This window comes from Caloramator australicus RC3 (genome assembly GCF_000297115.1).
Taxonomy (GTDB): domain Bacteria; phylum Bacillota; class Clostridia; order Clostridiales; family Caloramatoraceae; genus Caloramator; species Caloramator australicus.
Genome location: NZ_CAKP01000096.1, coordinates 1 through 26,962, shown reverse-complemented (window position 1 = coordinate 26,962; position 26,962 = coordinate 1). Strand labels below are relative to the sequence as shown.

The 26,962-nt window shown below is 32.3% G+C and carries 20 protein-coding genes; 5 read left to right on the top strand and 15 right to left on the bottom strand.

Features of this window, described 5'->3' with window-relative positions; all coding sequences use genetic code 11:
- The 10 genes from CAAU_RS08865 to CAAU_RS08825 are packed head-to-tail and all read right to left on the bottom strand — an operon-like array spanning position 1 to position 15,262.
- Positions 1 to 2,649, bottom strand: coding sequence for a DEAD/DEAH box helicase (locus tag CAAU_RS08865; RefSeq protein ID WP_008909105.1), 2,649 nt, complete (start codon positions 2,647 to 2,649; stop codon positions 1 to 3).
- Between the two features lies 1 nt (position 2,650).
- Positions 2,651 to 4,033, bottom strand: coding sequence for a DNA methyltransferase (locus CAAU_RS15025; protein WP_008909104.1), 1,383 nt, complete (start codon positions 4,031 to 4,033; stop codon positions 2,651 to 2,653).
- A 26-nt stretch (positions 4,034 to 4,059) separates the two neighbouring features.
- The gene (locus CAAU_RS15240; RefSeq protein WP_008909103.1) at positions 4,060 to 4,461 is read right to left on the bottom strand and encodes a hypothetical protein; all 402 of its coding nucleotides are present in this window, start codon (positions 4,459 to 4,461) and stop codon (positions 4,060 to 4,062) included.
- Positions 4,415 to 5,221 carry a DNA methyltransferase gene (locus CAAU_RS15020; RefSeq protein ID WP_008909102.1) on the bottom strand — a complete coding sequence of 269 codons (807 nt, stop codon included), beginning with the start codon at positions 5,219 to 5,221 and terminating at the stop codon, positions 4,415 to 4,417. Before CAAU_RS15020 ends, CAAU_RS15240 begins: the two co-directional genes overlap by 47 nt.
- A 13-nt stretch (positions 5,222 to 5,234) precedes the next feature.
- Positions 5,235 to 8,921 (bottom strand): DUF6079 family protein, encoded by a 3,687-nt coding sequence (locus tag CAAU_RS08850; RefSeq protein WP_008909101.1) that lies wholly within the window; start codon positions 8,919 to 8,921, stop codon positions 5,235 to 5,237.
- 10 nt (positions 8,922 to 8,931) lie between these two features.
- Complete coding sequence (gene brxF, locus CAAU_RS08845) at positions 8,932 to 9,393, bottom strand: BREX-3 system P-loop-containing protein BrxF (RefSeq protein WP_008909100.1); 462 nt, start codon at positions 9,391 to 9,393, stop codon at positions 8,932 to 8,934.
- Positions 9,394 to 9,450: 57 nt separating this feature from the next.
- Entirely contained in the window at positions 9,451 to 10,239 is a 789-nt protein-coding gene (locus CAAU_RS08840) for an XdhC family protein (protein WP_008909099.1), read from the bottom strand.
- Positions 10,239 to 11,588 carry a selenium-dependent molybdenum cofactor biosynthesis protein YqeB gene (yqeB, locus tag CAAU_RS15515; protein WP_008909098.1) on the bottom strand — a complete coding sequence of 450 codons (1,350 nt, stop codon included), beginning with the start codon at positions 11,586 to 11,588 and terminating at the stop codon, positions 10,239 to 10,241. Before yqeB ends, CAAU_RS08840 begins: the two co-directional genes overlap by 1 nt.
- Positions 11,589 to 11,592: 4 nt before the next feature.
- Complete coding sequence (gene yqeC / locus CAAU_RS08830; RefSeq protein ID WP_008909097.1) at positions 11,593 to 12,294, bottom strand: selenium cofactor biosynthesis protein YqeC; 702 nt, start codon at positions 12,292 to 12,294, stop codon at positions 11,593 to 11,595.
- 1 nt (position 12,295) lies between these two features.
- Complete coding sequence (locus tag CAAU_RS08825) at positions 12,296 to 15,262, bottom strand: ATP-binding protein (protein WP_008909096.1); 2,967 nt, start codon at positions 15,260 to 15,262, stop codon at positions 12,296 to 12,298.
- A gap of 212 nt (positions 15,263 to 15,474) precedes the next feature.
- Here CAAU_RS08825 and CAAU_RS08820 point away from each other — a divergent pair, with 212 nt between their 5' ends.
- Together CAAU_RS08820 and CAAU_RS08815 are read left to right on the top strand one after the other, a co-directional pair.
- Entirely contained in the window at positions 15,475 to 15,819 is a 345-nt protein-coding gene (locus CAAU_RS08820; RefSeq protein ID WP_008909095.1) for a type II toxin-antitoxin system Phd/YefM family antitoxin, read from the top strand.
- Between the two features lies 1 nt (position 15,820).
- Positions 15,821 to 16,177 (top strand): type II toxin-antitoxin system RelE family toxin, encoded by a 357-nt coding sequence (locus tag CAAU_RS08815; RefSeq protein ID WP_040306424.1) that lies wholly within the window; start codon positions 15,821 to 15,823, stop codon positions 16,175 to 16,177.
- Positions 16,178 to 16,322: 145 nt separating this feature from the next.
- Here CAAU_RS08815 and CAAU_RS08810 read toward each other — a convergent pair whose 3' ends face one another.
- From CAAU_RS08810 to CAAU_RS08790, 5 genes are all read right to left on the bottom strand, one after another.
- Positions 16,323 to 16,940 carry a cyclodeaminase/cyclohydrolase family protein gene (locus tag CAAU_RS08810; protein ID WP_040306384.1) on the bottom strand — a complete coding sequence of 206 codons (618 nt, stop codon included), beginning with the start codon at positions 16,938 to 16,940 and terminating at the stop codon, positions 16,323 to 16,325.
- Complete coding sequence (hutI, locus tag CAAU_RS08805; RefSeq protein ID WP_008909092.1) at positions 16,918 to 18,198, bottom strand: imidazolonepropionase; 1,281 nt, start codon at positions 18,196 to 18,198, stop codon at positions 16,918 to 16,920. The genes CAAU_RS08810 and hutI overlap by 23 nt, the downstream gene beginning before the upstream one ends.
- A gap of 4 nt (positions 18,199 to 18,202) precedes the next feature.
- Entirely contained in the window at positions 18,203 to 19,105 is a 903-nt protein-coding gene (gene ftcD, locus CAAU_RS08800) for a glutamate formimidoyltransferase (protein ID WP_008909091.1), read from the bottom strand.
- Positions 19,106 to 19,155: 50 nt separating this feature from the next.
- Positions 19,156 to 21,189 carry a urocanate hydratase gene (locus CAAU_RS08795; protein WP_008909090.1) on the bottom strand — a complete coding sequence of 678 codons (2,034 nt, stop codon included), beginning with the start codon at positions 21,187 to 21,189 and terminating at the stop codon, positions 19,156 to 19,158.
- A 92-nt stretch (positions 21,190 to 21,281) separates the two neighbouring features.
- The gene (locus CAAU_RS08790; protein WP_008909089.1) at positions 21,282 to 22,964 is read right to left on the bottom strand and encodes a formate--tetrahydrofolate ligase; all 1,683 of its coding nucleotides are present in this window, start codon (positions 22,962 to 22,964) and stop codon (positions 21,282 to 21,284) included.
- 399 nt (positions 22,965 to 23,363) lie between these two features.
- On the opposite strand from CAAU_RS08790, the gene yjeM reads away from it, so the two are divergent.
- From yjeM to CAAU_RS08775, 3 genes are all read left to right on the top strand, one after another.
- Entirely contained in the window at positions 23,364 to 24,881 is a 1,518-nt protein-coding gene (yjeM, locus tag CAAU_RS08785) for a glutamate/gamma-aminobutyrate family transporter YjeM (RefSeq protein ID WP_008909088.1), read from the top strand.
- A 109-nt stretch (positions 24,882 to 24,990) separates the two neighbouring features.
- Complete coding sequence (locus CAAU_RS08780; RefSeq protein WP_008909087.1) at positions 24,991 to 25,455, top strand: hypothetical protein; 465 nt, start codon at positions 24,991 to 24,993, stop codon at positions 25,453 to 25,455.
- Between the two features lie 88 nt (positions 25,456 to 25,543).
- A partial coding sequence (locus tag CAAU_RS08775) for an IS1182 family transposase (RefSeq protein ID WP_040306418.1) occupies positions 25,544 to 26,962 on the top strand: 1,419 nt, incomplete at its 3' end.

Below are 26,962 nucleotides of genomic sequence, written 5' to 3'. Positions count from 1 at the left end.
TCACTCCACATATACCATATATAAAAGCTTCAAATTAGGAATTATTTTCTTTTTATTTTCTATTAAATTCAATTTATTTTTTTCTTCCATTTCAATTTGACTTAATCTATGTTTTTTAATTGATTCTATTCCAATTTTCATTGCAGCTTCTTTTCTAAGATTATAGGCAGTTTTATACTTTTCAAGTTCTTTTTCAACATTTTTAAAATAATCTTCCTTCATATCGCTAAAATAGTTATATCCAATATCCTTGGCAATTTTACTTATAATACTAAATATATCCTGTCTCAATCCACACTCTCCATCAAAATCAATATTTTCTTTTAAAAACAATTCAAATAAAGCCTTTGATGTTGCTGGTCTATAATCACCTATAGAATTAATAAATACAGAAAAAACTTTGCAATACCTTTCATTATCACTAATATTTACTTCCCAAAGACTCCAATATCCTTTTTCAAATTTATTACTAAGATTAACTCTAGGTATCTTATCTTTAATAGGGAATTCTTGAATATTTAAAAGGCTTTTTATTCTTTCGTCAAATAAATTAATTGGAATAAAATCTAATTTTACTTCTTCACCTATCGATAGACATTTATATTTATACATTTCCTTTAAATAATATATTATATCTTGTGATGGTAAATCATAAATAAGATCTAAATTTAATTCTTTTTTATCCTTAAGGATTTCTTTTAATTCAGATAAATTTTTTGTTTTTTCTTTAATTTTTTCCTCCACACTTTTTATAAAGACATCCATATATTTAGGATTAGCAATTGATTTTATATAAACATCTGTAAAATCAACCCCTGCATCAAAACTATCAAGGACATCGCTTATCTTATCTACTCCAAATTCTTTATATATAATTTGTAATTTTTCTTCTAGAATTTTTCTTACTCTATTTTCAATAGTATCCTCTAATATGAAATTAAATACTAAAACATCCCTATGCTGTCCAATTCTATCAACTCTTCCTATTCTTTGTTCTATTTTCATCGGGTTCCATGGCATATCATAATTAATAACGATATGACAAAATTGAAGATTTAACCCTTCTCCTCCTGCATCAGTAGATATTAAAATATCCGCATCTTCTTTAAAATTTATTAATACTTCTTTTCTTTCATCCATATCCATAGAACCATTTAATAATGCAATTTTATATCCTTTCTTTGATAACATTTCCTTTAAATAGTTTTGTGTCCCAATAAACTCGGTAAATATTAAAAACTTCGCTTCATTTTCTTCCATTCTTATTTTAAAAATTATATCGTAAAGCATCTCAAGCTTCGCATCAATAAATTGATATTCTGCTTGTTGTGCAACTGTCAAAATTTCTTTAAGTTCCTCAATTTCCTTTTTAATATCAAAGCTTGTCGTTGCAATTAATTCTTCCAGTGCTTCCTCTCCATAACCATCATATATATCTTCAATATCATATTTTTCATTATCAAAATATTGATTATTTAAAACTTCAATTCTTCTCTCAACAAAGTCCCTTATTGCCCTTGTGCTGCTTGTTACAAGTCTTTGCATGAGAACCATTAAAAAACCTATATAATTTTTTCTTTCTTTTATAGCTCTATTATATCCTCTTGAAACATAATTTGTTACCTTTTCATAAAGCAATCTTTGCAATTCATGTTTTTCCGTCCAATTTATATTAATTATCTTTGTATATCTATTTTTAAACAATTTATATCCATCAAAGTCTATTGCATCTCGTTTTTCAGTTCTAATTACATAGGGTGATACTACTTGTCTTGTTATTGCTTTTTCATTTGGAAATGCTTCTTCATCTAAAAATTTTAAAAGTCTTAAAAAAGAATCGCTTTTACCCTGATGCGGTGTTGCGGATAATAATAGTAAATATGGTGTGGATAAAGATAGTGCCTTACCAAGTTTATATCTTGCAACATCTGAACTGGATCCTGACAATCTATGAGCTTCATCAATAATTATTAAATCCCATCCTGACGAAATTAAATTGATAAATCTTTCACTATTTAATAAATCTATATCTTCTTTTGTCCAGCCAGCTCTGTTTTCTACTGGCTTAACAGAATCATGAGATGTTATTACCTGATCAAATTTTGTCCAAATATTCCCGTCGCCATAAATCTTTTTTAGTGAATCAAAATATTGAGGCAATATTATATTAAATTCCTCCTTAAATTTTTCCCTAAGTTCCTCTTGCCACTGCGTTACAAGCCCCTTTGGCGTTATTATTAAAATCCTTTTTATAAGTCCCCTTATTTTTAGCTCTTTTAAAATTAATCCGGCTTCAATTGTCTTTCCAAGACCAACTTCATCAGCCAAAATATATCTAATATTGTCATTTGAAATTGCCCTTTTTAAAGCATAAATTTGATGGGGAAGTGGAAGAATACTGCCGCTTATTGGCGACAGTATTCCATTTGATATTTCATTTTTAATTTTAGCTGAATATAAAATATATTTAAATTCATAAATATTATTTTTTATTTGCAATTCTATATTTTCTTCATTAAGTTTTAAAAGTTTATTTGTTGACGTATCTAAAGCTAAAAATATTTTATATCCCCAAAGTTCAACAACATCTAAAATTTTAACGTGTCTTTTTAATTCCTTAGCATAAACATATTTACCTACCTCAACCATATCAATCACCTAATCTTGTTACAGCATTATCGTAATACATAAGAAGGAAATTATCTTCCTGCAAAACAGTTTCTGGAAGCCTCTCGGCAACCTTTACGATTGTTTTATAATCTTTTTTCTGCCATAAATCTTTAAATCCAGCTCTTATCGCCTCTGTTCTAAAAACTTTAAGTTTACCCTTTGTATTTAAATAGCCTTCAAATTCCTTTAATAAATTTTTATTTCTTAATTTTTCAATATCAGATTGTTTATTTGGATCTGGAACATACCATCTTCCTTCTTCATCCTGTAAAAAGTTCTCCTTTAACATATCTAAAAGCTCCGGCATTTTTTCATGTTTAAATTCATGCTTCTTTTGTAAAAATTTCGGCTGAATCTCTTGATATGTTTGAGGTTGCTTTTCAAGTTCACTTCTTATCCACTGTATTGCACTTTTTTCATCAACAATTACAAATGTAAGTTGCTCCATAAGTTCTAATTTATATCTTTTTTCTTCATACTTTATAACCTGGCTTGGTAGGAAGAACATTCCATCTCTTTCAACAAATCTTTCCTTTAATCCTTTATAAAATTCAGCAGCACCCATAGGTATACTTAATCCTTTTTGAATATGATAAGCAATCATAGCATCATAAAGTAAATAATTTTGCCTCTCTGGAATAATCTCTAATTTATTGTTATTCTCTATTATAACTGGTAACATTTCAAGATGTTGCCTTACAAAATCCCAAACTCCATCCTCTGTTCCAGCTTCTAACATAAACTTCTTTTCAAAGCTTTCCTTGGGTTTGTAGGCTGAAATTAATAAATCCTTATTTGTTGTATTTGCATATGTCAATTGATTGGTTGTTGATTTCTTTTTATCTAAAATTCTTACATTTGCAATTATAAATCCTGACCTTAACATTGCCTCCTGAATCGCATTCCATACGGAGTTCTTTGAGTTATGAAACTCTACAGTTATCCACCTTCCCGGCTTTAAAATTCTATACATCTCTTTAAAACACTGTTCCATTAGTTCTTGATATTCTTTAAGTCCTTTTCTTTGAATTTTGTTTATTATCGCCTCTGATTTATTATTTGTAAATACTTTAAGCCATGCTTCCCATATAAAGTTAAGCTCTGAATACATTAGGTTATCACCAAATGGTGGGTCAGTGAAAATATAATCTATAGAATTATTCTTTATATAAAATAAATTAACAGTAGAATTTGTTGATATTATATAATTATAATTTTTTATATTCTTAAATATTATTAATGCTTTATGAATACTGTTTATTCTTGTTTTTAACATCGATATAATATTATTCTCTTCATTTAAACTTGGAATATATAATGTTCCAGATAATACACCAACATGCCTATTCCCATATTCAGGCATATATCTATTCCTTATTGAGGCTCTCGCTAAGGATGATAATATAGAAGCAAAAAATAAATAACAAAACTTAGAATTATATTTTTTTTATTTAAACAACTTAACACCCACAAATTCCTCTTTATATAAAAATGATGCACATGTGTTATACCATACTTATCATTTCTTCTTGATTCATCCCCCTCTGGCATCCTGTTTGTAGGATACCAGTAAGGAATATCCATATCATCAATCTTTTGAATTAGTCTTAAATCAAATTCATCTGGTTTTTTTTCATATCTTTTGCCGTTTACCGTATAGTTTATTAAAACTGGAACCTGCTTTGCTTGAGTGATAAATTCCTTCAATGCCCTATCATAAACTGTAGTTTTAGCCCTTTCAAGATTATTTTTTTTTAAGAATTGCCCCACAAGAATGACATTTAAATTCATTAAGAACTTGTCCATCTTCTTTATTTACTGCTACATCCCAAAACACAATTTCCTCTCCACAGCTTGGGCATATAAAAACATCTGACCAAACTGTGTAGTTAATTCTCCCTTTTATAGGCTTCCCTTCTATATCTAATATAGGCTCTCCATTATCATTAATGTGAATAGTTTCATACATCCATCCGCATTCCTTTTCAACTTCCTCCAAAATACTTTTAGCTTCCTTTTCAAATTCTGCAGGATCAACTGGGGTATTATAATTATATGCAATAAATGTTGCAGCAGGAGATATATCGCAAAGTATGGCTCTTCTTGCACCCCACTCTATTTTTTTCCCTCTTTCTTTGAACTCCTTTTCAAGCTGAAGTTTAAACTCTGGATCAGGATTTTCGCACATAGCTGCTGCAACCCCTGTCATACCCGTCCCACAAAATCCATCAAAAACAATATCTCCTGGCTTTGTATAATGAAGTATATATCTCATTATAGCCTTATAAGGAACCTTTGTATGATAGGAATGTGCATTATATATAGGATCGTTTTTCCCTTCCGATACATCTGCTGTAAAAGGCTCTACATAATAATCATCACTATTCTCGTCATATTTTTTACCAAAATTTTCTATAAAATCATTTATAAATGAATTGGGGCAAGCTGTATAATAAGGTGGATCTGAAAGATTTATTATATCCTCATCTTTAGCTATAGGGAAACCTTCTATATGCCTTACTTTGTCTAAATCATCTTTTGTAAGCTTCATATTATAACCTCCATTACTTTATTAATATTCTTACTTTATCCTTTTGTTTTCCCTTTAATAAATTGTTTATATATTTATCTATCGCATCTTTAAATTCGTCTACAGTTATAGGTCCTTTAGGAATTATATCCTTTAAATTTTCGCTTTTTATTTCTATCTTATCAAAGCCATCCATTAGTTGGTTAATAGCATTAATAAAGCTAATTGTAATAATTTCAGGTAATTTTTTATTGCTTATAAATTCTTCAATTTCCCTTTTTTCATCTGATTTTAAATATTTCATGTTTTCTACAATAATACTATCCTCAAGTGCCTTTAAAAGCTGTTGTTCCCAATCATTTAAAGTATTTAATATATCCTCCTCTATTGAATCCATTAGGCCATAAACTAAAACTTTATTATTATCCTTAGGATTAAATTTACAATGCGGACATATTACATTTCTTTCAATATCATCATTTGTCAAATTAAAACAAGTTAATGCAGAACTAAACTTTTTGCTAATGTCATCAAATTTCTTTGAATTAAATATATCCTTTATCTGGCAAAGCTTTCTCAAGTTATCAAATTCTTTGCTTGAAAGCAGTTTAGCCTTTTTATTATCTGCATTAATGTCCAATCTATATTTCTTATGCTCATCCAAATAAACTTCTTTATATCTGTTTTTTGCTTTTTTTAAATCTTCCAATATTTCGTTAATATAATCTTCATTTAGCTTACTTAAATCATTCATAGCTTCTTTTATCTTGTTTTTAACCTTATCTATAATCTCTTTAAAAATGCTATCATCTATAAATGCATCTGCCGTCTTTAAATATTCTACATAAACTTGTATTTTTTCTCTAAATTCCAATATAAATTTTATATCTTTTAATATTTTATTAGGTTTAAAATTTTCTTCTATTTCATCTGCTGTATATTTAAAGGATTTTAATTTAGCAGGGGTGTTATATATTTTTAAGCTATCTAAAAATTCTTTAAATTTGTTTAATTTATCTAAATATGTATCTTTTTTTCTTTCGATCATTTGAGGAACACAATCCCAAATATATATGCCTTTATTAATTTGCTCTTTTACATAAAATATATCTTTTATAATTGTATCCACTTCCTTTAAAATATCAGTTATTGCTTCTACTCTCCTTGCTGGATTTTTTATATGTCCTGGTATACCTAAACATTCCGAAAGTTTTATTAAAGCTTCAATCGGGATATCCTTTGGTCTTTTTATATATTTAAATTCAATTATATTATACAGATTTGCTGATGCTAATTCATTAAGTTTTGTTGAATCATATTCTTTATTAACTGCATCAGTTAGGATAATATCACCACTATAAACAAGAGAAGCTAAAATAACCACAACAAAATTAGGCTCCAATTTAAATTTTTTATCAATTTCATCTTCACTTTTATCTTTTTCAAATAAATCTTTTTTGTTTATAACCATTCCAGGTGCTAAATCTGAAACTAAATCTAAGTAATGTTTAGCATAAATAGAATCAGAGGGATCAACCCTTTCCCCGTCAAGAAGTCCTAATGAATCCAAAACTCTTAGTCCAAGTTCTTCTTTTTTGCCTGCAATACAATTTAGAGCTGCTTTAGTTGCCTGTTCTATGTTGTTAAATGTTATAATTGTTGAAAACTTAGGATAATCAGGATATATTTGGTTAAAATAGCTTGATAAATAATTTGAAGCTATAACATCGATTATTTCTTTAAAGCTTTTTTCTCCTATAGTTTTAATTTTTATAGCTTCTAAAATAGTTTTTTCTTGACCTTTATACCTTATTTTAAAACAATTTAATATATTATTCTTTATTAAATTTATTATACCTTTTTCAAATTCTTTTGCTTTATCTAAATACGTCCTTTTATCCGAACTATTTCCAGGTGATGCTATCGCCAATTCATTTGCAGCCGCATAAAGTTTAAGTTGATTTTCAAAATCATCGTTTATTACATTAAATATAAAGAATACCTCATCTTCTTTGTTTTGATCCTTCCAATCATTATATTCAAAAAGTCTTAAAAAGTATATATAAAAATCTCTTGGTGGTTGAGCTGTTGGCCTTTCATTAGGGTTTCCAAGGAATAAATATCCTTTTCTTTCTACATTTTTATCTGTCCATAAGAGCTTATATTCCCAAATTTGATGTCCGGGAACGCTTGATGTAATATCTTCCCATTCTAATAATTTTAATAATAGTTTAAAGTAATATCTATTTAGATGGTCTTCTGAAAGCATTTCTACCTTTTCTACAATCTTTGCTTGATAATCAACAACCTTCTTTAAATCAAGGTAATATTGTCCATTATTTTCATTATATGAAATGAATTGACCACTAACCGTCTTTATTATTTCTCTAAGTATTGTTGAAATTGTCGACAATAAAAATTCTTCATCAATTTCAGGAGATTCTATAATGTTTAAACATAAATCATCCTTTATATTTTCTATAGTAATTCCAATTGGTGCATATATATCACCTGTTGTCAATCTATGAACGCTTAATGCCTTTATTATTTTTATAGCATATTTTTTATAAACTGGCTTAGTGAAGGAAGAATCGATTATATTTTCTAAAGTCTTACTTTTATCTACAACTTCTCTAATCTGCACATCTGTCCTTGCTGCCGTCATTTCTTTTAAATGATCCCAATATGAATCATAGGAAATAATACCTGTATCATTTTCTGGAATTTCTTCATTCAAAATCTTTTTTATTGTTAAACTTATTGTTTTTAATATATGCCTGTGCTCTGCAATATATATATTTTGAAAAACCTCAATATATTTAGGATGTATTGGATATAAATCAACAAATGTTTCAAGGGTATTAACCATATTATTATAAAGATGAGTGAACTTTTGAAGGTGCTGCCTTATATATGCCTTTTGCCTTTCATCCTTTTTCAACAGTCTTTTTGATACTACATATGCAATATCTTCTCTTCTTATAATTATATTTTCGTATCTATCCCTAATTTGTAATATCTTGTCTTTTACATGTGAAAATTTTGGACTATCAAATAATGATTCTTGAAGTCCTGCTATAATTCTTATTCTTGTATTTTTACAAACTTCCCCAAGCTCCCTTAAAAAGCCTAAATCAAGAATAAGTTCATGTTCTCTTTTGGTCTTTAAAAAATCTAAAAGCTCATCAATAATAATAAGATATCCTTTGTCTGGATATTTTTCCTCAAATTTAGCCATCATTTCAATTAAAGATTCTTTATTATTTGTTATTTCATTCATTTCAGGGAAGATAAAATCAATGCCTCTGTTTTTTAAATCTATTTCTATTTCTTTTTTCAATATAATGTCTCTAAGATTTGTATAAACAGATCCCAATTCTATTCTTAAAACTTCAAATTTCCCAGCTATCTTTTCTGCTTCTATTTTAAATTTCTCATTATCAACATATTGTAATAACTCTCTATCTTCTGCAATTGATGATATAACCGACATTAAGTGTGATTTTCCTGTCCCATAGTTTCCTACTATAAATATTCCTTTATTGTCCATTATGTTATCAAATTGCAGCTGAGGTATTACAACTTCATTTAATAGTTCAGCCATAGAATCCGACATAACATAAGATTTTACTAAATTGATTGCTTTTTCTTTTTGATTAGCATCCAACAATTGAATTAAACTCTCAAGCGGCTCAAAATTTACTATTTCATTGTATCTCATTTAATCACCCCTACACTGTAATTAAATTATTTAACAAATCATCCAATATATATTTTTTAAATTCTTTTTCTCCTATTTTAGCATAAGTTAAAATATTATTTTTATAATTTCCTCTTACTGATGCAATTATATTTTTATATTTGCTTATATTTTTGAGTTCTTCGATTGGATTTAATTTTAAATGCTCTTCGAATAAGATTTCTGTATTGTCAACAATTATGGTATCATGTTCCTTTTTAAGCAGAATATTTTTAAGCTCTTTATCTGCATATATCCATCTTTCGTTAAAAGGAACATAAATAAGTCGTTTTGATAATTCTAAATTAAGGTTTATATAAGGAATGCTATTTTTTTCAGCAAAATTTACTAACAAACTATTTATTTTTTGAAAATCTTTGGTGATAATTAATATCAACTTATAATAATTTTGATTGATATTATTTAATTTTTGTAACAAAGTCTCCTCAAACAAAATAATAACACCTCCTTTAAATTTTTAAAATATATAAAATTAACTAATTTTTCTTTTTTATCCCATCCTCCAATGCTCCAATTTTCCCTCATTTTTAATTAGCATTATCTCGCTTATTATGGATAGTGCGATTTCGGGTGGGGTGTTGCCGCCAAGCTTTAGGCCGATGGGGGCGTAGACTCTTTTTAGGGCTTCTTCGTAGCCTTCTTTTTTTAGGTTACTAAAGATGTAGTTTACTTTGTTTTTGCTGCCAATCATTCCTATGTATTTTGCATCCCTTGTTATTACTTCCCTTAAGGCAGCTTCGTCATATTCGTGTCCCCTTGTTACTATTACAATAAAGCATCTATCGTCAATTGGATAATTTTTAAGATTAGTGACTATATCTCCAAGGACAATTTCGTCAGCTTCAGGAAATCTTTCTCTGCTTCCGAATTCTTCTCTGTCTTCAAAGATTACAACATAAAGGTTTAAGAGCTTTGCAAATTTATAAAGTTCAAGGGCAACGTGGCCGCCACCGACTATGAGCAATTTTTCTCTGCTTCCAATAACCTTTATAAAAACATCAACCTTGCCACCGCATTTTGATTTTAAATCAGTATCGTTAAGGGTATAGGTAAAGGTCTTTGATGTGCCTTTTTTTATCGTTTCAAGGGCATCCTCTGTAATCTTTGCCTCAAGAATTCCTCCCCCAACCGTTCCAAAGGATGTGCCATCTTCAAAAACAAGCATCATAAAGCCCTCTTTCCCTGGTGAAGAGCCATATGTGTTTGTTATTGTGCAAAGGGCCATCCTTTTATTTTCCTTTAAACCTTCTAAAACCTTTTCAAAAATCAAATTTTCCATCAAAATCCCCCCAACATAAAAATAGCTTCTAAAACGCCTCCTGCAACAGCAAGGGCTTTATCTGAAACGGTATAACAGTGCTCTTTATTTCCCCTTGGGTCTATATCTCCAATTTTCATATTCTCATAAACTTCATATCCGTCCATGATAAGTCCACGGATAACGCCATCTATAGAAGCTGTAACTAATGTATCGTCAACATAAAGAATTTCATAACCCTTTTTTACATAATCGCCTATATCCTTAATTAGTTTAACTTTTCCTTCTTTAGGTGATCTTATAACCCTCTCTTCCCGATATCCTAAAACATCCCCTGGAATTCCTGTATTCTCTTCTGCCCTTCCCTTAAGATAAACCCTTCCAAGGTAATGACCTCTGTTTGTCTCAACCACAGCATTTACATCAACTCCAGCCTCAAAACCTGGGCCAAGTCCTATTGTTATTGGTGCCATGTCTATTTTTGTCCCTAAATTTTTCTTTGCAAGAACTGCATCTACTAAAACGTCTACATTAAGATGATTTAATATGCTTAAATTTTCATCTATTAAAACAGGAATCTTATCCTCCCTCCACGCCCTTTCTATATCAGTTAACTTTTCTACTAAAATTCCCTCTGTGTCCTCAACCTTTATGCTTTTTTCATAAACGCAGGAGGCAAAGGCAACCCTTCTTCTTATAACCGAAGGCCTTTCAATTTCCGTCATAATTATTTTAAACCCACACCTTTTGAGCCTTAGGGCAACGCCTGATGCTATATCCCCTGCACCTTTAATTAAAACTATCCTTTTATCTAAATCTTTAAGGTCTTTTTCTATATCAACATCTTGAAATATTTTTACATCTTTAAAATGGACCTCTTTAATTTCATGAGAAAAATCCTTTAAAAATGTTTTTCCGCCTCTATCACCTTGAAGGGCAAAAAAATTTTTCGAAAATCTAAATGGAAAAATTATGGGCGATCTGAACTCAAAAAGGCAGGTTGGAACAATAATCTTTTTTTCCATTTCATATTCATCTATTAATCTATCAATATCCTCCCTCTTAAAAAGGGGCATATCACCAGGTAAAAACATTACCCCATCCTTTAATTCAATTTCCCTTAATCCAAGCTTTATTCCTTCGCTCTGTCCAAGGTGGGCATTGGGGTTAAATATGCATTTTACTTTGTATTTTTTTGAAATTTCCTTTACCCTTTCATCCCTATAGACTACTATAACTTCCCCTGCCTTCGATTCCACTGCGTTTTTGATGGTCCATTCAATTAAGGGAAGATCTTTATATTTTAAAAGGAGCTTGTCCTTATTCATCCTACTTGAAAATCCCGACGCTAAAATAACAATAGAAACCATAAAATCATCTCCATTTTTCAAATATGCCAAGCTTTACTGATGAAACTGCAAATTCATATCGGACTAAATGAAATATTTTTTTTGCTAAGGCCTTCTTTTCCTCATCATCCACTTTGTTTATGACAACAATTTTTCTGCTGTCATCTGGGGCACCCTTAAAAAGGCCCTCCTTTGAGGTAATGAGTTTTGCAATTTTATATTCATCCAGAAGGTCTCCAATCTTTGATCCTGTGATGGTGCAAAACCTGTCTAGCCTGAATACGTTTTTTTCGTTTATTGTTTTATAAAGAGAATCTATTCCTATAACTCCTATTACAATGCTTGAAAAGGAAGGAATTACAGGCTCGTGCTTTTCAGGTGCCTTTATTGGATGTCCCCTTGAGCCGTCACCTTCTATAAGGACAATGTCAAAATATTCCCTTATGGTCTTTATTTTTTCCTCCTCAAGGCCTATAATTTTGTTCTCGTCATTTATACCGTTTCCTATTACAGTTATCCCCTTCATCCTTTTAAAGGGAAATTCTACATATTTATAATAGTAATCGTATTGATCATCTAAAGGGTAATATATTTTGGTGGTCGTAGTCACTAAAACTTTTTTTTGCCTTAGCTCCTTTGCAATGCTAAACATAAGGCTTGTTTTTCCGCCAGCCCCAACTATGGTTACAACGCCATCTTTTATTCCAAGTTTTTTAGCTATATCCATGCTAATCCCTACTTTTTAAAAAGGTTTTTAGAATATCAACTTGGTAGTTTTCCTTAACCTTTTCTAATAGTTTAATCCCCTCTTTGCAGTAAAATTCTAAATCATCCTTAAGGTAATCCTCAAATTCCTTTCTAACTCTTTCGTTATACTCCATATTATTTTTAATCTCTGCCTTTATTCTTAGAAGGATTCCATTTTCATAGGGGCTTTTCAGCTTTTGAACAAAGGTATCAGCCCTTTTAAGGTGTTCCATAGCACTTTGGTATTTCCCCTGCTTAATCAACGTTAAAGTTAAATATCCTTCAGCAACTGACCTTAACCAATATGCGTCAATTTTTTCGTATATGTCAACAGCCCTTGCTAAATAGTCCCTTGCCTTTAGGTAATCTCCCATCTCATAGGAAGCATGCCCTGCATTTGTTAAGAATACCGTAATTCCAGTCATTATTTTTGAATTTAAACACATCTCTATAGCCTGCTTGTAGTAAACTAATGCTCCTTTAAAATCCACATTTAACCTTTTTATATTTCCCAGGTAATTTAAGGCTGCAGCTATGTTTAAAACTTGGCTACCATCATTATTAAGCCCTTCTAATATCATGAGGGAGTGTTTAAGGGAATCCTCTGCCCTTTCAAATTTTTCATGCATTATATAGTTTAATCCCTTGAGTCTTAAAAGAACTGCTATTTCTTTTTTGTTTTTGTGCTTAGTTGCAATTTTAAAGGATTCATCTATATATTCTCCCATCCCCTCAACATCGTGAACCTGTATTGCATAGTTTATCATCTGCCTTAAGGATTTTAAGAGCATTTCATCATCTTTAAGATGTCTTGATATTTCTATTGCCCTTTGAATAAAACTTGTCCCCTTTGTATATTCTCCTTCCCAAATGAAATATCTTCCCTTTAGGTAACAGAATAGCAGCAAAATCCTTGGATATTCCTCATCAGAGGATTTTATTTTCTCAAGGTCCTCCTCTATCTCATCAAGCTTTTTAAACATCGTTTTTTGGCTTTCTTTATCAAAGGACTTTATATCGCTGCCCTCTGGAAAAAGTTCATTTGTGTAGTTTAAATATTCGCATAAGTTTTTGAGCTTATACTTTACTGCCTTTAATCTCTCTCCTGCACCTTCAAAGTGGTAAATCAACCCTTCATAATAATAGGCATCCTTCTTATCTCCCTTTAATTTAGCTTCAATAAGGTTGGCTATTTTAAGATGAAGTATCCTCTTTTTAGCCTCCGACAGATTTTCATAGACAAAGTCCCTTAGCTTTTGGTGGGTAAATTTATAAAATATATCTTCTTTTTTTGTTTCGGTCAAAATGAATTTATAAATAAGCTCATCTAAAATATCTAGTAGCTCATCGTCCTCCATATTGGATAAAAGTTTAATATATTCATAGGGTGCCTTATCGTAAAACATGGATATTATATCTAATACCCTTTGAGCTCCCTTGGATATCCCTAAAAATCTCGTATTGAGTATTTCCTTTAATTTTACATTAAAGCTTTCTAACTTTTTTCCGTTCTTCAAAAGGTTTACATATTCTACAATAAAAAATGTGTTACCTTCCGTTTCAATGTAGATGTTCTGTAAAATTTCATCAGGAACTTCCTTTGAAAGGGCCTTTAGGACAAAATTTTTGGTATCTTCTTTGTTAAACCTTAAAAGCTCAATTTTTTCTATCCTGTCGTATTTTACGATTTCAGAATAGAAGTTATTTATCTTTTTATCATATCTTGCAGTTAGAATAAAGGAAAGGTTTTTTCTTTCTATGGCTAACAGCTTTTTTAGTATTGAAAGGCTGATATTATCCATCCAATGCAGATCCTCAAATATAAAAAGGAGTTTATGTTTGTTTGATAGGTTTAAGATAATACTCATAACAATTTCTTCAATGAGTTTATACTTGTTGGTATCGTAATTTATTGCTTCGTCGATTTTAAAAACTTTTTCTAAGGAAGGGAAAAAAGATGATAGGGCTATTTTCCAGGATCTTGGAATGTCCTCCATCTTAAGTTCTTCACCAAGGGAATTTAAAATATCACCCCAGGGTTTTAAAATATAGCTCTCCTCCGCTGCATAGCAGTTTACCTTTATTATTTTACATCCTTTAAAGGAGTCCACAAATTCTTCAACAAGCCTTGTTTTACCTATTCCTGCTTCGCCTAAAATTAATATATTTTTAAAGTTTGAGCCATCAGTAAAACTAGAAAAGTTTTGCAATATTTTTGAATATTCTAAATCTCTTCCGTAAAAAAATTTTTTCTTCTCATCTTTTCTTTCTAAAATTATTTTTTCATAAAGATTTTTAGTTTTTGCCTCAGGATTTATTCCAAGCTCCCTTGACAGCTTTTCTTGAAAATTTTTATAAAGCTCAACAGCTTTATTTATCTCACCGTTTTTTGCATAAACTTGCATTAAAATCCTTATAGCCCTTTCATCAAATTCATCTACAAGGAGTATCTTTTTAGCATAATCCTTTGCTTCGTTAATTTTATGTTCCTTAATAAATAGGTTTATTTTGTCATATAGCCTTTTTTTGTATATTTCCTTTAACTCTTCTCTTTTTTGCATTACAAATCCCTCAAAGGGTTCACAATCTTTAATGCAAAACCCCTCTAAAAAATCACCTTTATATTCTTCTATGGAACCGCTGTTTAAAAACTTTACAACATCGCAGTTTATTTCAAGTTCAGGATTTAAAGTAAGGTTGGATTTGCCGTGAGATATGAAAACTTCTATGTTAAAGGCCTTTTTTACAGAGTATATCGCGTTTCTTAAATTTTTTCTACCCGTCTCCTCGTCCTGGTCAGCCCAAAAAAGGCTAATTAGCTCTTCCCTTGTTGCATCCCTTCTAAGAAGCATATAGTAAAAAAGAGCCTCAGCCTTTTTAAATGGAAATGTTATTGTTTTATCATTAAAGGTAACTAAAGGACTTCCAAACAGTTTAACCCTCACCATCATAACCCCTCTTAAAAGTTAATTGACATTTAGTTAACTTATTTATTATTATACACTTTTTTGAGAAAAAAGGATATAATATGATTAAATCTTAAAATTTTAAAATATATTTATGATTATTATATTGAAAATTTTCTTGAACTTATGTATTTTTATATTAAGAAAACATATAATAAACTAATCAAAAATATATTTCAATGGAGAGTGATTTTATGTCAGGAGTTGCAAAGATCGAATTGAAAGATTTTCTTAGCAAGCTTATATCTGTATCTGATTTAAGCAGAGGAATGGCATCTAAAATTATTCAAAAAGTTAATAAAGATAAAGAACAGTATATTGTTGTTAAAAATAATAAACCAGAGGCAGTTATTATATCCGTAGATGAATATATAGAATTATTAGAGGCAAAAGAAGATTTGCAGCTCCTTCAGATGGCAGAAGAAAGGATAAAAAATAGCAATCTTAACCAAGCTATTTCTCATGAGAATGTGTTGGAAAGATATAACATAAAAGAAGAATCATTGGACGAATTAATGGAGGCTGTTGAAATTGAATGAAATGTGGCAGGATAAATACCTTAAAGAAGCATTAGATGATTTAGATAAATTGGATAACGAATTAAGAAAAATTGTTTTAGCAGGTATTAAGAAAGTTAGACAAAATCCTCTGCCTCAATCTGAAGGTGGTTTTGGTAAACCTCTTGGTAATAAAAATGGTAATAACTTAACCGGATTTTTTAAAATAAAATACAAAGGAATAGGAATAAGAGTAGTATATACCTTAATAAGAGATAAGAAAGTAATGTTAATTGTTGTTATATCAAAAAGAGATGATAACAATTGTTATGATTTAGCAGCAAAACGGAAATCAAAATATGGTAAGAAGTTATTTGAAGGCATAATAGATGAAAAATAGTGTTTTCAAATATAAAAAATGCTCCTCTTATGGTTGATATTAAAATAATAGTCATAAGAGGAGCTTAACTGTTATTTACAATTAAAATTTTTCAAATAAACCGATGCGGATCTATTCATTTCCTTTGCAAAATTTGAGGCATATTTTACAGTTCAACCTTTGTTAGGATTTCCTTTTCTAATTTATGTGCCCTTTCTTCAAGCTCTGCAACTTCCTTTGAAACTTTGTTTACAAACTCTTCATCCTTGATTGATGCAAGATTTATTTTTACGTTTAATAGGGCTGAAAGGATTGCTGTTCTTGCCATCATGCAGGATACAGCGCCGTCAGTTACAGCATTTTTGTTTCCCTTTACTATAACTTTCTCAGAGATCTCAAATATCTTTTCAGCATCCTTTGCAACTTCAAGGGGAACAAGGGCAGCTTCTTTAAGGGCACTTTGAATCGCTTCTTTTCTTCTTTCCTTTTCTTCATCTGTCTCCTTTGGCATCTTAAAGGCATCCATAACCTTGTCAAAGGCCTTTGAGTCTTTGTCTATATCTTCTAATAATTTATCCTTAAGTTCCTTTGCCCTTTCTAATATTTTCTTCATTTCCTCTTGAACTTCTTCATATCCTTTTTTACCAATAGTTAGGTTTGCAACCATACCTGAAAGGGCAGCAGCAAGTGATCCTGCAAGGGCTGCAACGCTTCCGCCGCCTGGAACTGGTGATGCGCTAAAGGTCTCTTCTACAAATCCTCTAACTGTTTTTTCTATAAGCATATCTATCATCCCTCTCCTTATCGTATATTAATTTTCCATTCTTAAATACCTTTTCAACTATGCTAACCCCAATATGATAGGGGATAAATTTATATGATGGATGTTCTAATATGATTATATCTGCCTTTTTGCCTACATCAATGCTTCCTATTTCCTTTTCCATTCCTACTGCTGCTGCTGCATTTATCGTAACGGCAGTTATTGCCTCCTCTAGAGACATATTCATATAAAGTGTTGCAAGGGCAATTACAAGGGATAAATTTTCAGTAAAACAGCTTCCTGGGTTAAAATCGCTGGCAAGGGCAACAGCTAGTCCATTATCTATCATATATCTTGCTCTTGCAAAATTTTCCTTTAAGCTAAAGGCTGTTGCAGGAAGAAGCGTTGCTATAACTCCCCTTTTGGCCATCATGTCTATTCCTTTATCGCTTGCCTGCAATAGGTGATCCGCCGAAACCGCTTCAACCTCTGCAGCAAGTTCAGCACCGCCAAGGGATACTATTTCATCGGCATGGAGCTTTAACTTAAACCCCATCATCTTTGCAGCAAGAAGAAGCTTTCTTGATTCATCCACAGAAAATACATTCTTTTCGCAAAAGACATCCACAAATTGTGCAAGATTCTTTTCTTTTATGTAGGGTAATACTTTTTCTATTATAAAATCTATATATTCTATGTTTCTGCATCTGTATTCCCTTGGAATTGAATGGGCACCAAGAAAGGTTGGAATTATGTCAATTGGATGAATATCATTTAATTCTTTATAAACCTCTAGCTGCTTTATTTCCGTATCAAAGTCAAGGCCGTATCCTGATTTTCCTTCAACAGTTGTAACCCCAAAGCTTAGCATAGAGTCAAGCCTCTTTTTGCCAAGCTCAATTAGCTCATCTTTGCTTGCCCTTCTTGTGGCTTCAACTGAATTTATTATTCCACCACCCTTTTCCATTATCTCCATATATGTGGCACCCTTGAGCCTTAGGTAATATTCATCGGCTCTGTAGCCGCCAAATACAAAATGGGTGTGGGAGTCTATAAATCCAGGCAATACTGCCTTTCCCTTTGCATCATAAACTTCATATTCACTTTCATTTATTTCCTTTAATATTTCTTCAGTTTTTCCAACTTTTTTAATTATTCCTTCTTCTACTAATACTGCACCATTTTCGATTATATTTAGCTTCTTCATATCTTCCCCTTTTTTGGGAGAAGTGCCGCTGCAGGTTACAAGTTCACTGGCATTTTTTATTAAGATTTTCATATTATCACTCCATAATTCTGTTTTCAAGAATCTGGTCCATTGAGAAATCTTCTACCCCAAGATAATAAACTGCAGTATCGATTAAAGCTTCCATAGGAACAAGGCCTATTATTTCGCTGCCTATAACAGGAACTCCATATCTTCTTGCCTCAACCTTAATAAGTTCAAAGGCTCTGTAAAGGGCTGTCTTTGTATAGTCGGTCATGTTCATCGAAACTTGAACAATACCTCTATCCTTAAGCTCTACTCCTATCGCTTTACAGTATCTTAATCCTCCATTTAGGAAACGAACATTTCTTGCAATTTTGTTAGCAATTTCTATGTTGTTTGTTCCAAGATTTACGTTAAAGGCAACAAGTGGCATTCTTGCACCAACTGCTGTAACTCCAGCCGTTGGATGCACCTCTTGAGGTCCAAAATCAGGTTTCCATTCAGGCTGCTTTATCTTTTCAAACATTCCTTCAAATTCGCCCTTTCTAATGTTTGCAAGGTTTTCCCTATCAGGACTTGTTGCTGACTTTTCATAAAGGAAGATTGGAAGGTTATATTTTTCTGATGCTTCCCTTGCAAATTCCTTTGAAAGTTCAACGGCTTCAGTCATAGTCATATTTTTTACAGGGATAAATGGAACAACGTCAACTGCTCCCATTCTTGGATGTTCTCCCTTATGGTTTCTCATATCTATAACTTCAATTGCAACTCCCATTGCCTCAAGCATAGCCTCTTTAACCGCCTGTGGTTCTCCAACTACAGTTACAACAACTCTATTGTGGTCAACGTCTCTGCTGTAATCAAGAAGTTTTACTCCTTCTTTTCCTCTAAAAGGATTAACTATTTTTTCAATTTTATCAAGGTCCCTTCCTTCGCTAAAATTTGGAACACATTCAACTATTTTTGTCATTGCCATAATGATTGCTCCTTTCCTTTAAATATTGGATGGGCCAATGGCCCATCCTATTATCTATCTATTCCATGCTTTTTAAATGCAAAGTCAACAACTTCCTTTACAAGGCCATCGTCTGCAAGATAAGGGAGTGTAATATGATCTGTTGTGCTCTTTTTGTTGTGTTCCACTGAAACTTCAATTGCATGTTCGTTTCTCGCCCAAGCTCTTCTTGCAACTCCTCCCATAACATCCCACATCATAGCACTCTTTATTATCTCATCTACTCTTAAGCTTCCATCAAGCACAAGGCCAAATCCACCGTTTATTGACTTTCCAATTCCAACACCGCCACCGTTGTGGAGGGCAACAAGGCTCATTCCTCTTGCTGCATTTCCTGCAAAGCAGTGGGTTGCCATATCAGCCATTATGTTGCTACCATCCTTAATGTTAGCTGTTTCTCTAAATGGTGAGTCAGTTCCTGATACATCGTGGTGGTCACGCCCGAGCATTATAGGACCTACTTCTCCCTTTCTTACCATTTCGTTAAACTTAAGGGCTATTCTTGTTCTTCCTTCTGCGTCTTGGTATAGAATTCTTGCCTTTGTTCCAACAACAAGCCTATTCTTTTCTGCATCCCTGATCCATATCCAGTTGTCTCTATCCTGTGGCCTTCTGTTTGGATCTATGCATTCCATAGCAGCTCTGTCGGTCTTTCTTAGGTCTTCTTCACTGCCGCTTAGACATACCCATCTGAATGGTCCATAGCCATAGTCAAAGAGCATTGGTCCCATTATGTCTTCAACATAGGATGGGAATATAAATCCATTCTTTGGATCGCCACCCCTTGCAATTTCCTTAACTCCAGCGTCATAAACTGCCTTCATGAAGGAGTTACCATAGTCAAAGAAGTAAGTTCCTCTTTCAACAAGTATTTTTATAAGTTCATAATGTCTTCTAAGGCTTCTATCTACTAATTCTTTAAACTTTTCTCTATCGGTTTCAAGAAGCTTTGTTCTTTCTTCAAATGTAAGTCCCTGTGGGCAATATCCTCCCTCATATACCGCATGGCAGGAGGTTTGGTCTGATAATAAATCAACGTGGATGTTGTTCTTTACTATATATTCAAGAAGGTCAACTACATTTCCATAGTAAGCAATTGATATAGGTTCTTTTTTATCAAGATGTTCCTTTGCAACCCTAAATACTTCATCAAGATCTGATGAGATATATTTTACCCAGCCTTGGTTGTATCTTGTCATTATTCTTGAGTAGTCAACTTCAGCTATGATTCCAACTCCGTTTGCAATTTCAACTGCCTTTGGCTGTGCACCTGACATTCCTCCAAGACCTGAGGACACGAAAAGTCTTCCTCTAAGGTCTGCATCATGGCCAAGGCCAAGCTTTAATCTTCCTGCATTAAGTATTGTATTGTATGTTCCGTGAACGATACCTTGAGGTCCTATATACATCCATCCGCCGGCAGTCATCTGTCCGTAGTTAGCAACGCCCATCTCTTCAGCAATTTCCCAATCATTTGGATTGTCAAACATACCAACCATAAGGGCGTTTGTTATAATTACCCTTGGGGCATCTGGCTTTGATCTAAAAAGACCAACAGGATGTCCTGATGCAACAACAAGTGTTTGGTCTTGAGTCATAACCTCAAGATATTTTTTAATTAACCTATACTGCATCCAGTTGTGGCATACAGAACCTGTTTCACCGTATGTTACAAGCTCATATGGATAAAGCGCCACATCAAAGTCAAGGTTGTTATCTATCATAACTTGGAAGGCCTTACCTTCTATACAGTTTCCTTTATATTCATGGATTGGCTTTGCCTTGATGTTGCCTTCCGGTCTAAATCTATAACCGTAAATCCTTCCTCTTGTTAATAATTCTTCCATAAACTCTGGTGCAAGCATTTCATGATATTCTTCTGGAATGTATCTTAGGGCATTTTTAAGGGCGATTTCAGTCTGTTCCCTTGTTAGCCTAAATCCTCTGCTTGGTGCTCTTCTTATACCTTCAACAAATTTAGGATATTCAGGTATTTCGTCAAGCTTTATTTTCATTGCGCTTTTTATGTCCAAGTTCGTTATCATTGTATCACCTCTCAAAATCTTAATTTTAGATGCCTGGCACCTTAGTTTAAGTTTCTAAATGTAAAAATCTTAAATCTTAAGTGCCTGTCACTTTAAAATAACCCTACTATATTGCCGTTTTCATCTATATCTATCTTTTCAGCTGCAGGCACCTTTGGAAGTCCTGGCATTGTCATAATATCCCCTGTTAGAACTACTATAAATCCTGCACCGGCAGAAAGTCTAACTTCTTTAACTGTTATATCAAAATCCTTTGGTGCACCAAGTAATGAAGGATTATCTGAGAAGGAATATTGAGTTTTTGCCATACAAATTGGTAGCTTATCAAGTCCAAGTTCCTCTATCTTTTGAACCTGTTTCATTGCTTGTGCTGTAAATGTTGCACCATTTGCTCTATAAATTTCCTTTGCAATCTTATTTACCTTTTCAACTATTGAGAGATTAATATCATATAAATAGTTAAAGTTAGGCTTGTTGTTTTCTACAAGGTTTACTAATTTATTTGCCATGTCAATTCCGCCTTCGCCGCCCTTTGCCCAAACTTCGTTTAATGAAACTTCTACATTGATCTTTTGGCACAATTTATGGAGAAGTTCAATTTCAGCCTCTGTATCGCTTACAAATCTGTTTATCGCAACTAAGACAGGAAGACCAAATTTTCTTACGTTTTCAACGTGTCTTTCAAGGTTTTCAAATCCCTTTTCAAGAGCTTCTAAGTTTTCTTTTGAAAGATCTTGCTTTGCAACTCCACCATGCATCTTAAGAGCCCTTATTGTTGCAACTATTACAACTGCATCTGGTCTAAAGCCAGCATAACGGCAAACTATGTCAAAGAACTTTTCTGCACCAAGGTCAGCACCAAAACCTGCCTCCGTTACAAGATAATCTGCAAGTTTCAATCCAAGCTTTGTTGCTATTATACTGTTTGCACCATGGGCTATATTTGCAAAAGGTCCTCCATGGATTAGGGCTGGTGTATTTTCAAGAGTCTGCACGAGGTTAGGCTTTATTGCATCCTTCATCAAAACTGCCATTGCTCCTTGAACATTTAAGTCTCTTATTGTAACTGGCTTTCCATCGTATGTATAGGCAACAACCATTCTTGCAAATCTTTCCTTTAAGTCCATAAGGTCGCTTGCAAGGCAGAGAGCTGCCATAACTTCTGATGCAACTGTAATCATAAATCCGTCTTCCCTTGGGAATCCATTTGCCTTTCCGCCAAGTCCAACAACGATTTGCCTTAGTGCTCTATCATTCATATCAAGAACTCTTTTCCAAACTATTTGTCTTGGATCTATTCCAAGGGTATTTCCTTGATGGATGTGGTTATCTATAGCAGCTGAAACCAAGTTATGAGCTGCAGTTATAGCGTGCATATCGCCTGTAAAATGTAAGTTTATATCCTCCATTGGAACAACCTGTGCGTATCCTCCACCTGCTGCACCTCCCTTTACACCAAAAACTGGGCCTAAGGAAGGTTCTCTTAAAGCTATTATTGCCTTTTTGCCTATCTTATTAAGAGCTTGACCAAGTCCTACAGTAGTTGTTGACTTTCCTTCTCCAGCTGGAGTTGGATTTATCGCTGTGACTAGAATTAATTTTCCGTTTGGTTTATCCTTTAATCTCTTAAAAATATCAAGGGAAATTTTTGCCTTATATTTTCCGTATAATTCTACTTCATCCTCTTCGATCCCCCAATCTTTTGCTATATCCATTATGGGTTTTAACTTTGCACTTTGTGCAATCTCAATATCACTTGGAACTCTAACTTCCATAACCCTACCCCTTTCTTTTTATTTCTTTGTTTATATTTTACATTTTAAGTGTCTAAAAATCGTCTAAAGATTATTTTAAGATTATGAATTAATTATGAAGTAAAATGTATTTTTAATGTTTATTAAAATATCATTTAAAGATTTAAGTCAATAATATTTTAATTTTGTTTTTTCAAAAAATAGACATCATATTGTTTTTATAATGCATTTTTTTGTTCTAAACCTTGTTATTATTCATTTTTTAAGATTTTTTTGATAACACCTTCTTATTTTTTCCCATTAGTCTAAATTTATTAAATTTACAGAATTTTACTACTTTTTGTAGAATTATTGATTTTATTGTCGATTTAGGTATAATGTATATTTGTGAACAAAATGTAAAAAAGGGGAGGTTTTATAATGTCACACGGTCCAAATAAAGGCCAAAAGTTAACATTGGTATCATTAATTCTTATGATCTTTACTTCCGTGTATGGCTTTAACAACATTCCAAGATCCTTCTACAAGATGGGATACGCTGCTATTCCATGGTATATTCTTTCAGCTATAACATTCTTCGTTCCATTCGCTCTTATGATGGCAGAATTCGGTGCTGCCTTCAAGGATGAAAAGGGTGGAATTTATTCATGGATGGAAAAGTCAGTAGGACCTAAGTTTGCATTCGTTGGAACCTTCATGTGGTATGCTTCATACATCATTTGGATGGTTAACGTATCATCTGGTATTTGGGTTCCACTTTCAAACGCTATTTTTGGTAAGGACACTACTAAGAGCTGGGCATTCCTTGGTTTACAAGGACCAAAACTTCTTGGTGTTTTAGGTATTCTATGGATACTTTTCGTAACTTACCTTTCATCAAAGGGACTTGAAAAGATTAAGAAGGTAACTTCACTTGGTGGATCAGCAGTTGCTGCATTAAACATCTTACTTTGGGTAGGTGCACTACTTGTTTTAATATTAAATAAAGGACACCTTGCTGAACCAATAGTTGGACTTTCAACATTTACTCAATCACCAAATCCAAAGTATGCTGGAAATGTCTTAGCTGGTCTTGCATTCGTAGTTTATGCTATATTTGCTTATGGTGGAATTGAAGTTGCAAGTGGTCTTGTTGACCAAACTGAAAATCCTGAAAAGACTCTACCAATGGGAATTGCAATTTCAGCTGCTATAATTTCAGTTGGTTATTCATTAGGTATTTTCCTTGTTGGTATATTCACAAACTGGGCAAAGGTTATAAATGTTGATGGCGTTCATCTTGGAAATGCAAGCTACGTTATAATGGGTAACCTTGGTTACCAAATTGGTATGGCATTAGGCACAAGCGAAGCTACAGCAATTGCAATGGGACAATGGATTGCTAGATTCATAGGACTTTCAGTATTCCTTTCAATAACAGGTGCATTCTTCACATTAACTTACGCACCACTTAAGCAAATGATCGAAGGAACTCCTGCAGAACTTTGGCCAGGAAGATTTGGCGAAGTTAAGGATGGAATGCCAAAGTTTGCTATGTGGGTTCAAGGTATCACAGTTGCTATAATGATAGCACTTGTTTCCTTCGGTGGAGACTCTATGGCAAAATTCTTTGATATTCTTGTTATGATGACTAACGTAGGTATGACATTACCATATATGTTTATCTCTTATGCATTTGCTCCATTTAAGAAGAATACTAACATTCATAAGCCATTTGAAGTATTCAAAAGCTACAACAGCGCATTAATCTGGACAGTAATCGTTACTTTAACAGTTGGTTTTGCTAACTTCTTTACTGTTCTTGAACCAGCGCTTCAAGGAGATAAGCTAACAACATTCTGGTCAGTAGCAGGACCAATCTTCTTCTCAATCATTGCACTTGCAATATATGGAAGATATGAAAAGAAGGTAGCTAATAAGGCTAACAAAGCTGCATAATAAAAAGTCCGGCAAATGCCGGGCTTTTTTTATTCTAATAATTTTTTTAATAGGGGTAACCCCTGCATAATAGTTATCAAACAATTGTATATTGACAGGAGGTCTTTATATGCGAAAAATATTATCAAAATCATTTGTTTTCATTCTAATTTTAACATTATCTCTTGTTTTTAACCAACAATTCATATTTGCAGCAACAACATTAGGTTCCAACGATCACTTAAAATGTGCTTTCTTTTCTCATCTTGTTTACTCTAATCTTGATAAATATACTAACAAAAAATTGATAGATATTAATTTTTTTGGGGATAAAAACATAGCAGAATTCTCAAATGGATTTATAGATGCAATCATGGATAAAGAAACATACGAAGGAAAAAAACTATCAATTTATTTGAAACAAAATAATTTGATTAGTTTAAGCAATAGATCAAAAAATGTAAATTCACTGAATAAGATTATGAAAAATATATTGATTAACCAAGGGATTGACCAGTGGGTTATAAGTTCTGTTTATAATTTGGATACATATTATGATAATAATAAAAAAATTCAGACTGTTGACAAAGTATAATTTTTTAAAGAGAATCCATCGCAAAAAAAGGATTCTCTTTTTTTATGTCGAAATATAATAATATACGAAGTAATAAAGGAGGATAAGTATGCTAACAATCAACAAAGATAAAACTCGTAGAGAACAAGTAGAATTTATCTCTGTTGATCAATTGGTTCCAGAAGATCATTTAGTTAGAAAAATAGAAAAAGTTATCAATTTTGATTTTATATATGATCTTGTAAAGGACATGTATTGCTTAGATAATGGAAGACCAAGCATAGATCCTGTTGTATTAATTAAAATAGTTTTAATTCAATATATGTTTGGTATAAAATCTATGCGTCAAACAATAAAAGAAATAGAAACAAATGTTGCATACAGATGGTTTCTAGGATTTGGTCTTACTGACAACATTCCCCACTTTAGCACATTTAGCAAAAATTATGAGCGTAGGTTCAAAGGAACAGATTTGTTTGAAAAAATATTTAAGAAAATATTACAACAGGCAATTGAATATGGATTAGTAAATATAGATGCTGTATTTATAGATTCAACCCACATCAAAGCAAATGCTAACAAGAAAAAATATGAGAAAGTATTTGTAGAAGAACAAACAAAAACATACAAGGAAGCATTAGAAAAAGAAATAAACGAAGATAGAGAAAATCATGGGTTAAAGCCATTGGATTTTGAAAATGAAAATGTAAAAATGAAAGAAGTAAAGAGGAGCACAACAGATCCAGATAGCGGAATGATAAATAAAAATGAAAAGGAGCATCAATTTGGTTTTTCCCTACATACAGCCTGCGACAAAAATGGAATGATATTAGGGACTATATTAACAGCTGCAAATGTTCATGATAGTGTAATGTTTGTGGACATATTAAACGAAGTAGAAAAGAATGTAGGGAGACCAAGAGCAGTAGCAGTAGATGCAGGCTACAAGACTCCTCATATATGCAAAGAATTATTAGATAGGAATATATTACCATCCATGCCATACAAGAGGCCACAACATAAGGAGGGATATTTTCCAAAGAAAGAATTTGTTTATGATGAATACTATGATTGCTATATATGTCCCAACAATCAAATATTAGAATACGCAACAACAAACAGAGATGGATATAGGGTATACAAATCAAATCCGGAAGTATGCAAGAACTGCCCATATTTAAGCATGTGCACAAGCAGTAAAAATCACACAAAAATAGTCAATCGACATATATGGGAAGGATATCTAGAAGAAGTAGAACATTTGAGACATACATACGAATGCAAAGAACTATATAAAGATAGAAGCAAAACCATAGAGAGGGTATTTGCCGACTTGAAGGAGAAGCATGGTTTGCGATGGACAACACTAAGAGGGATAGAAAAAGTGTCCATGCAAGCGATGCTTGTTTGTGCTTGCTTTAATTTAAAGAAGATGGCAAATTGGATGTGGAAGAAGGGACAAAACGGCCCTGGAAAGGGCAAAAATTTCTTTGTATTTATAAAATATTTATCAAAAATGCTTGTAAAA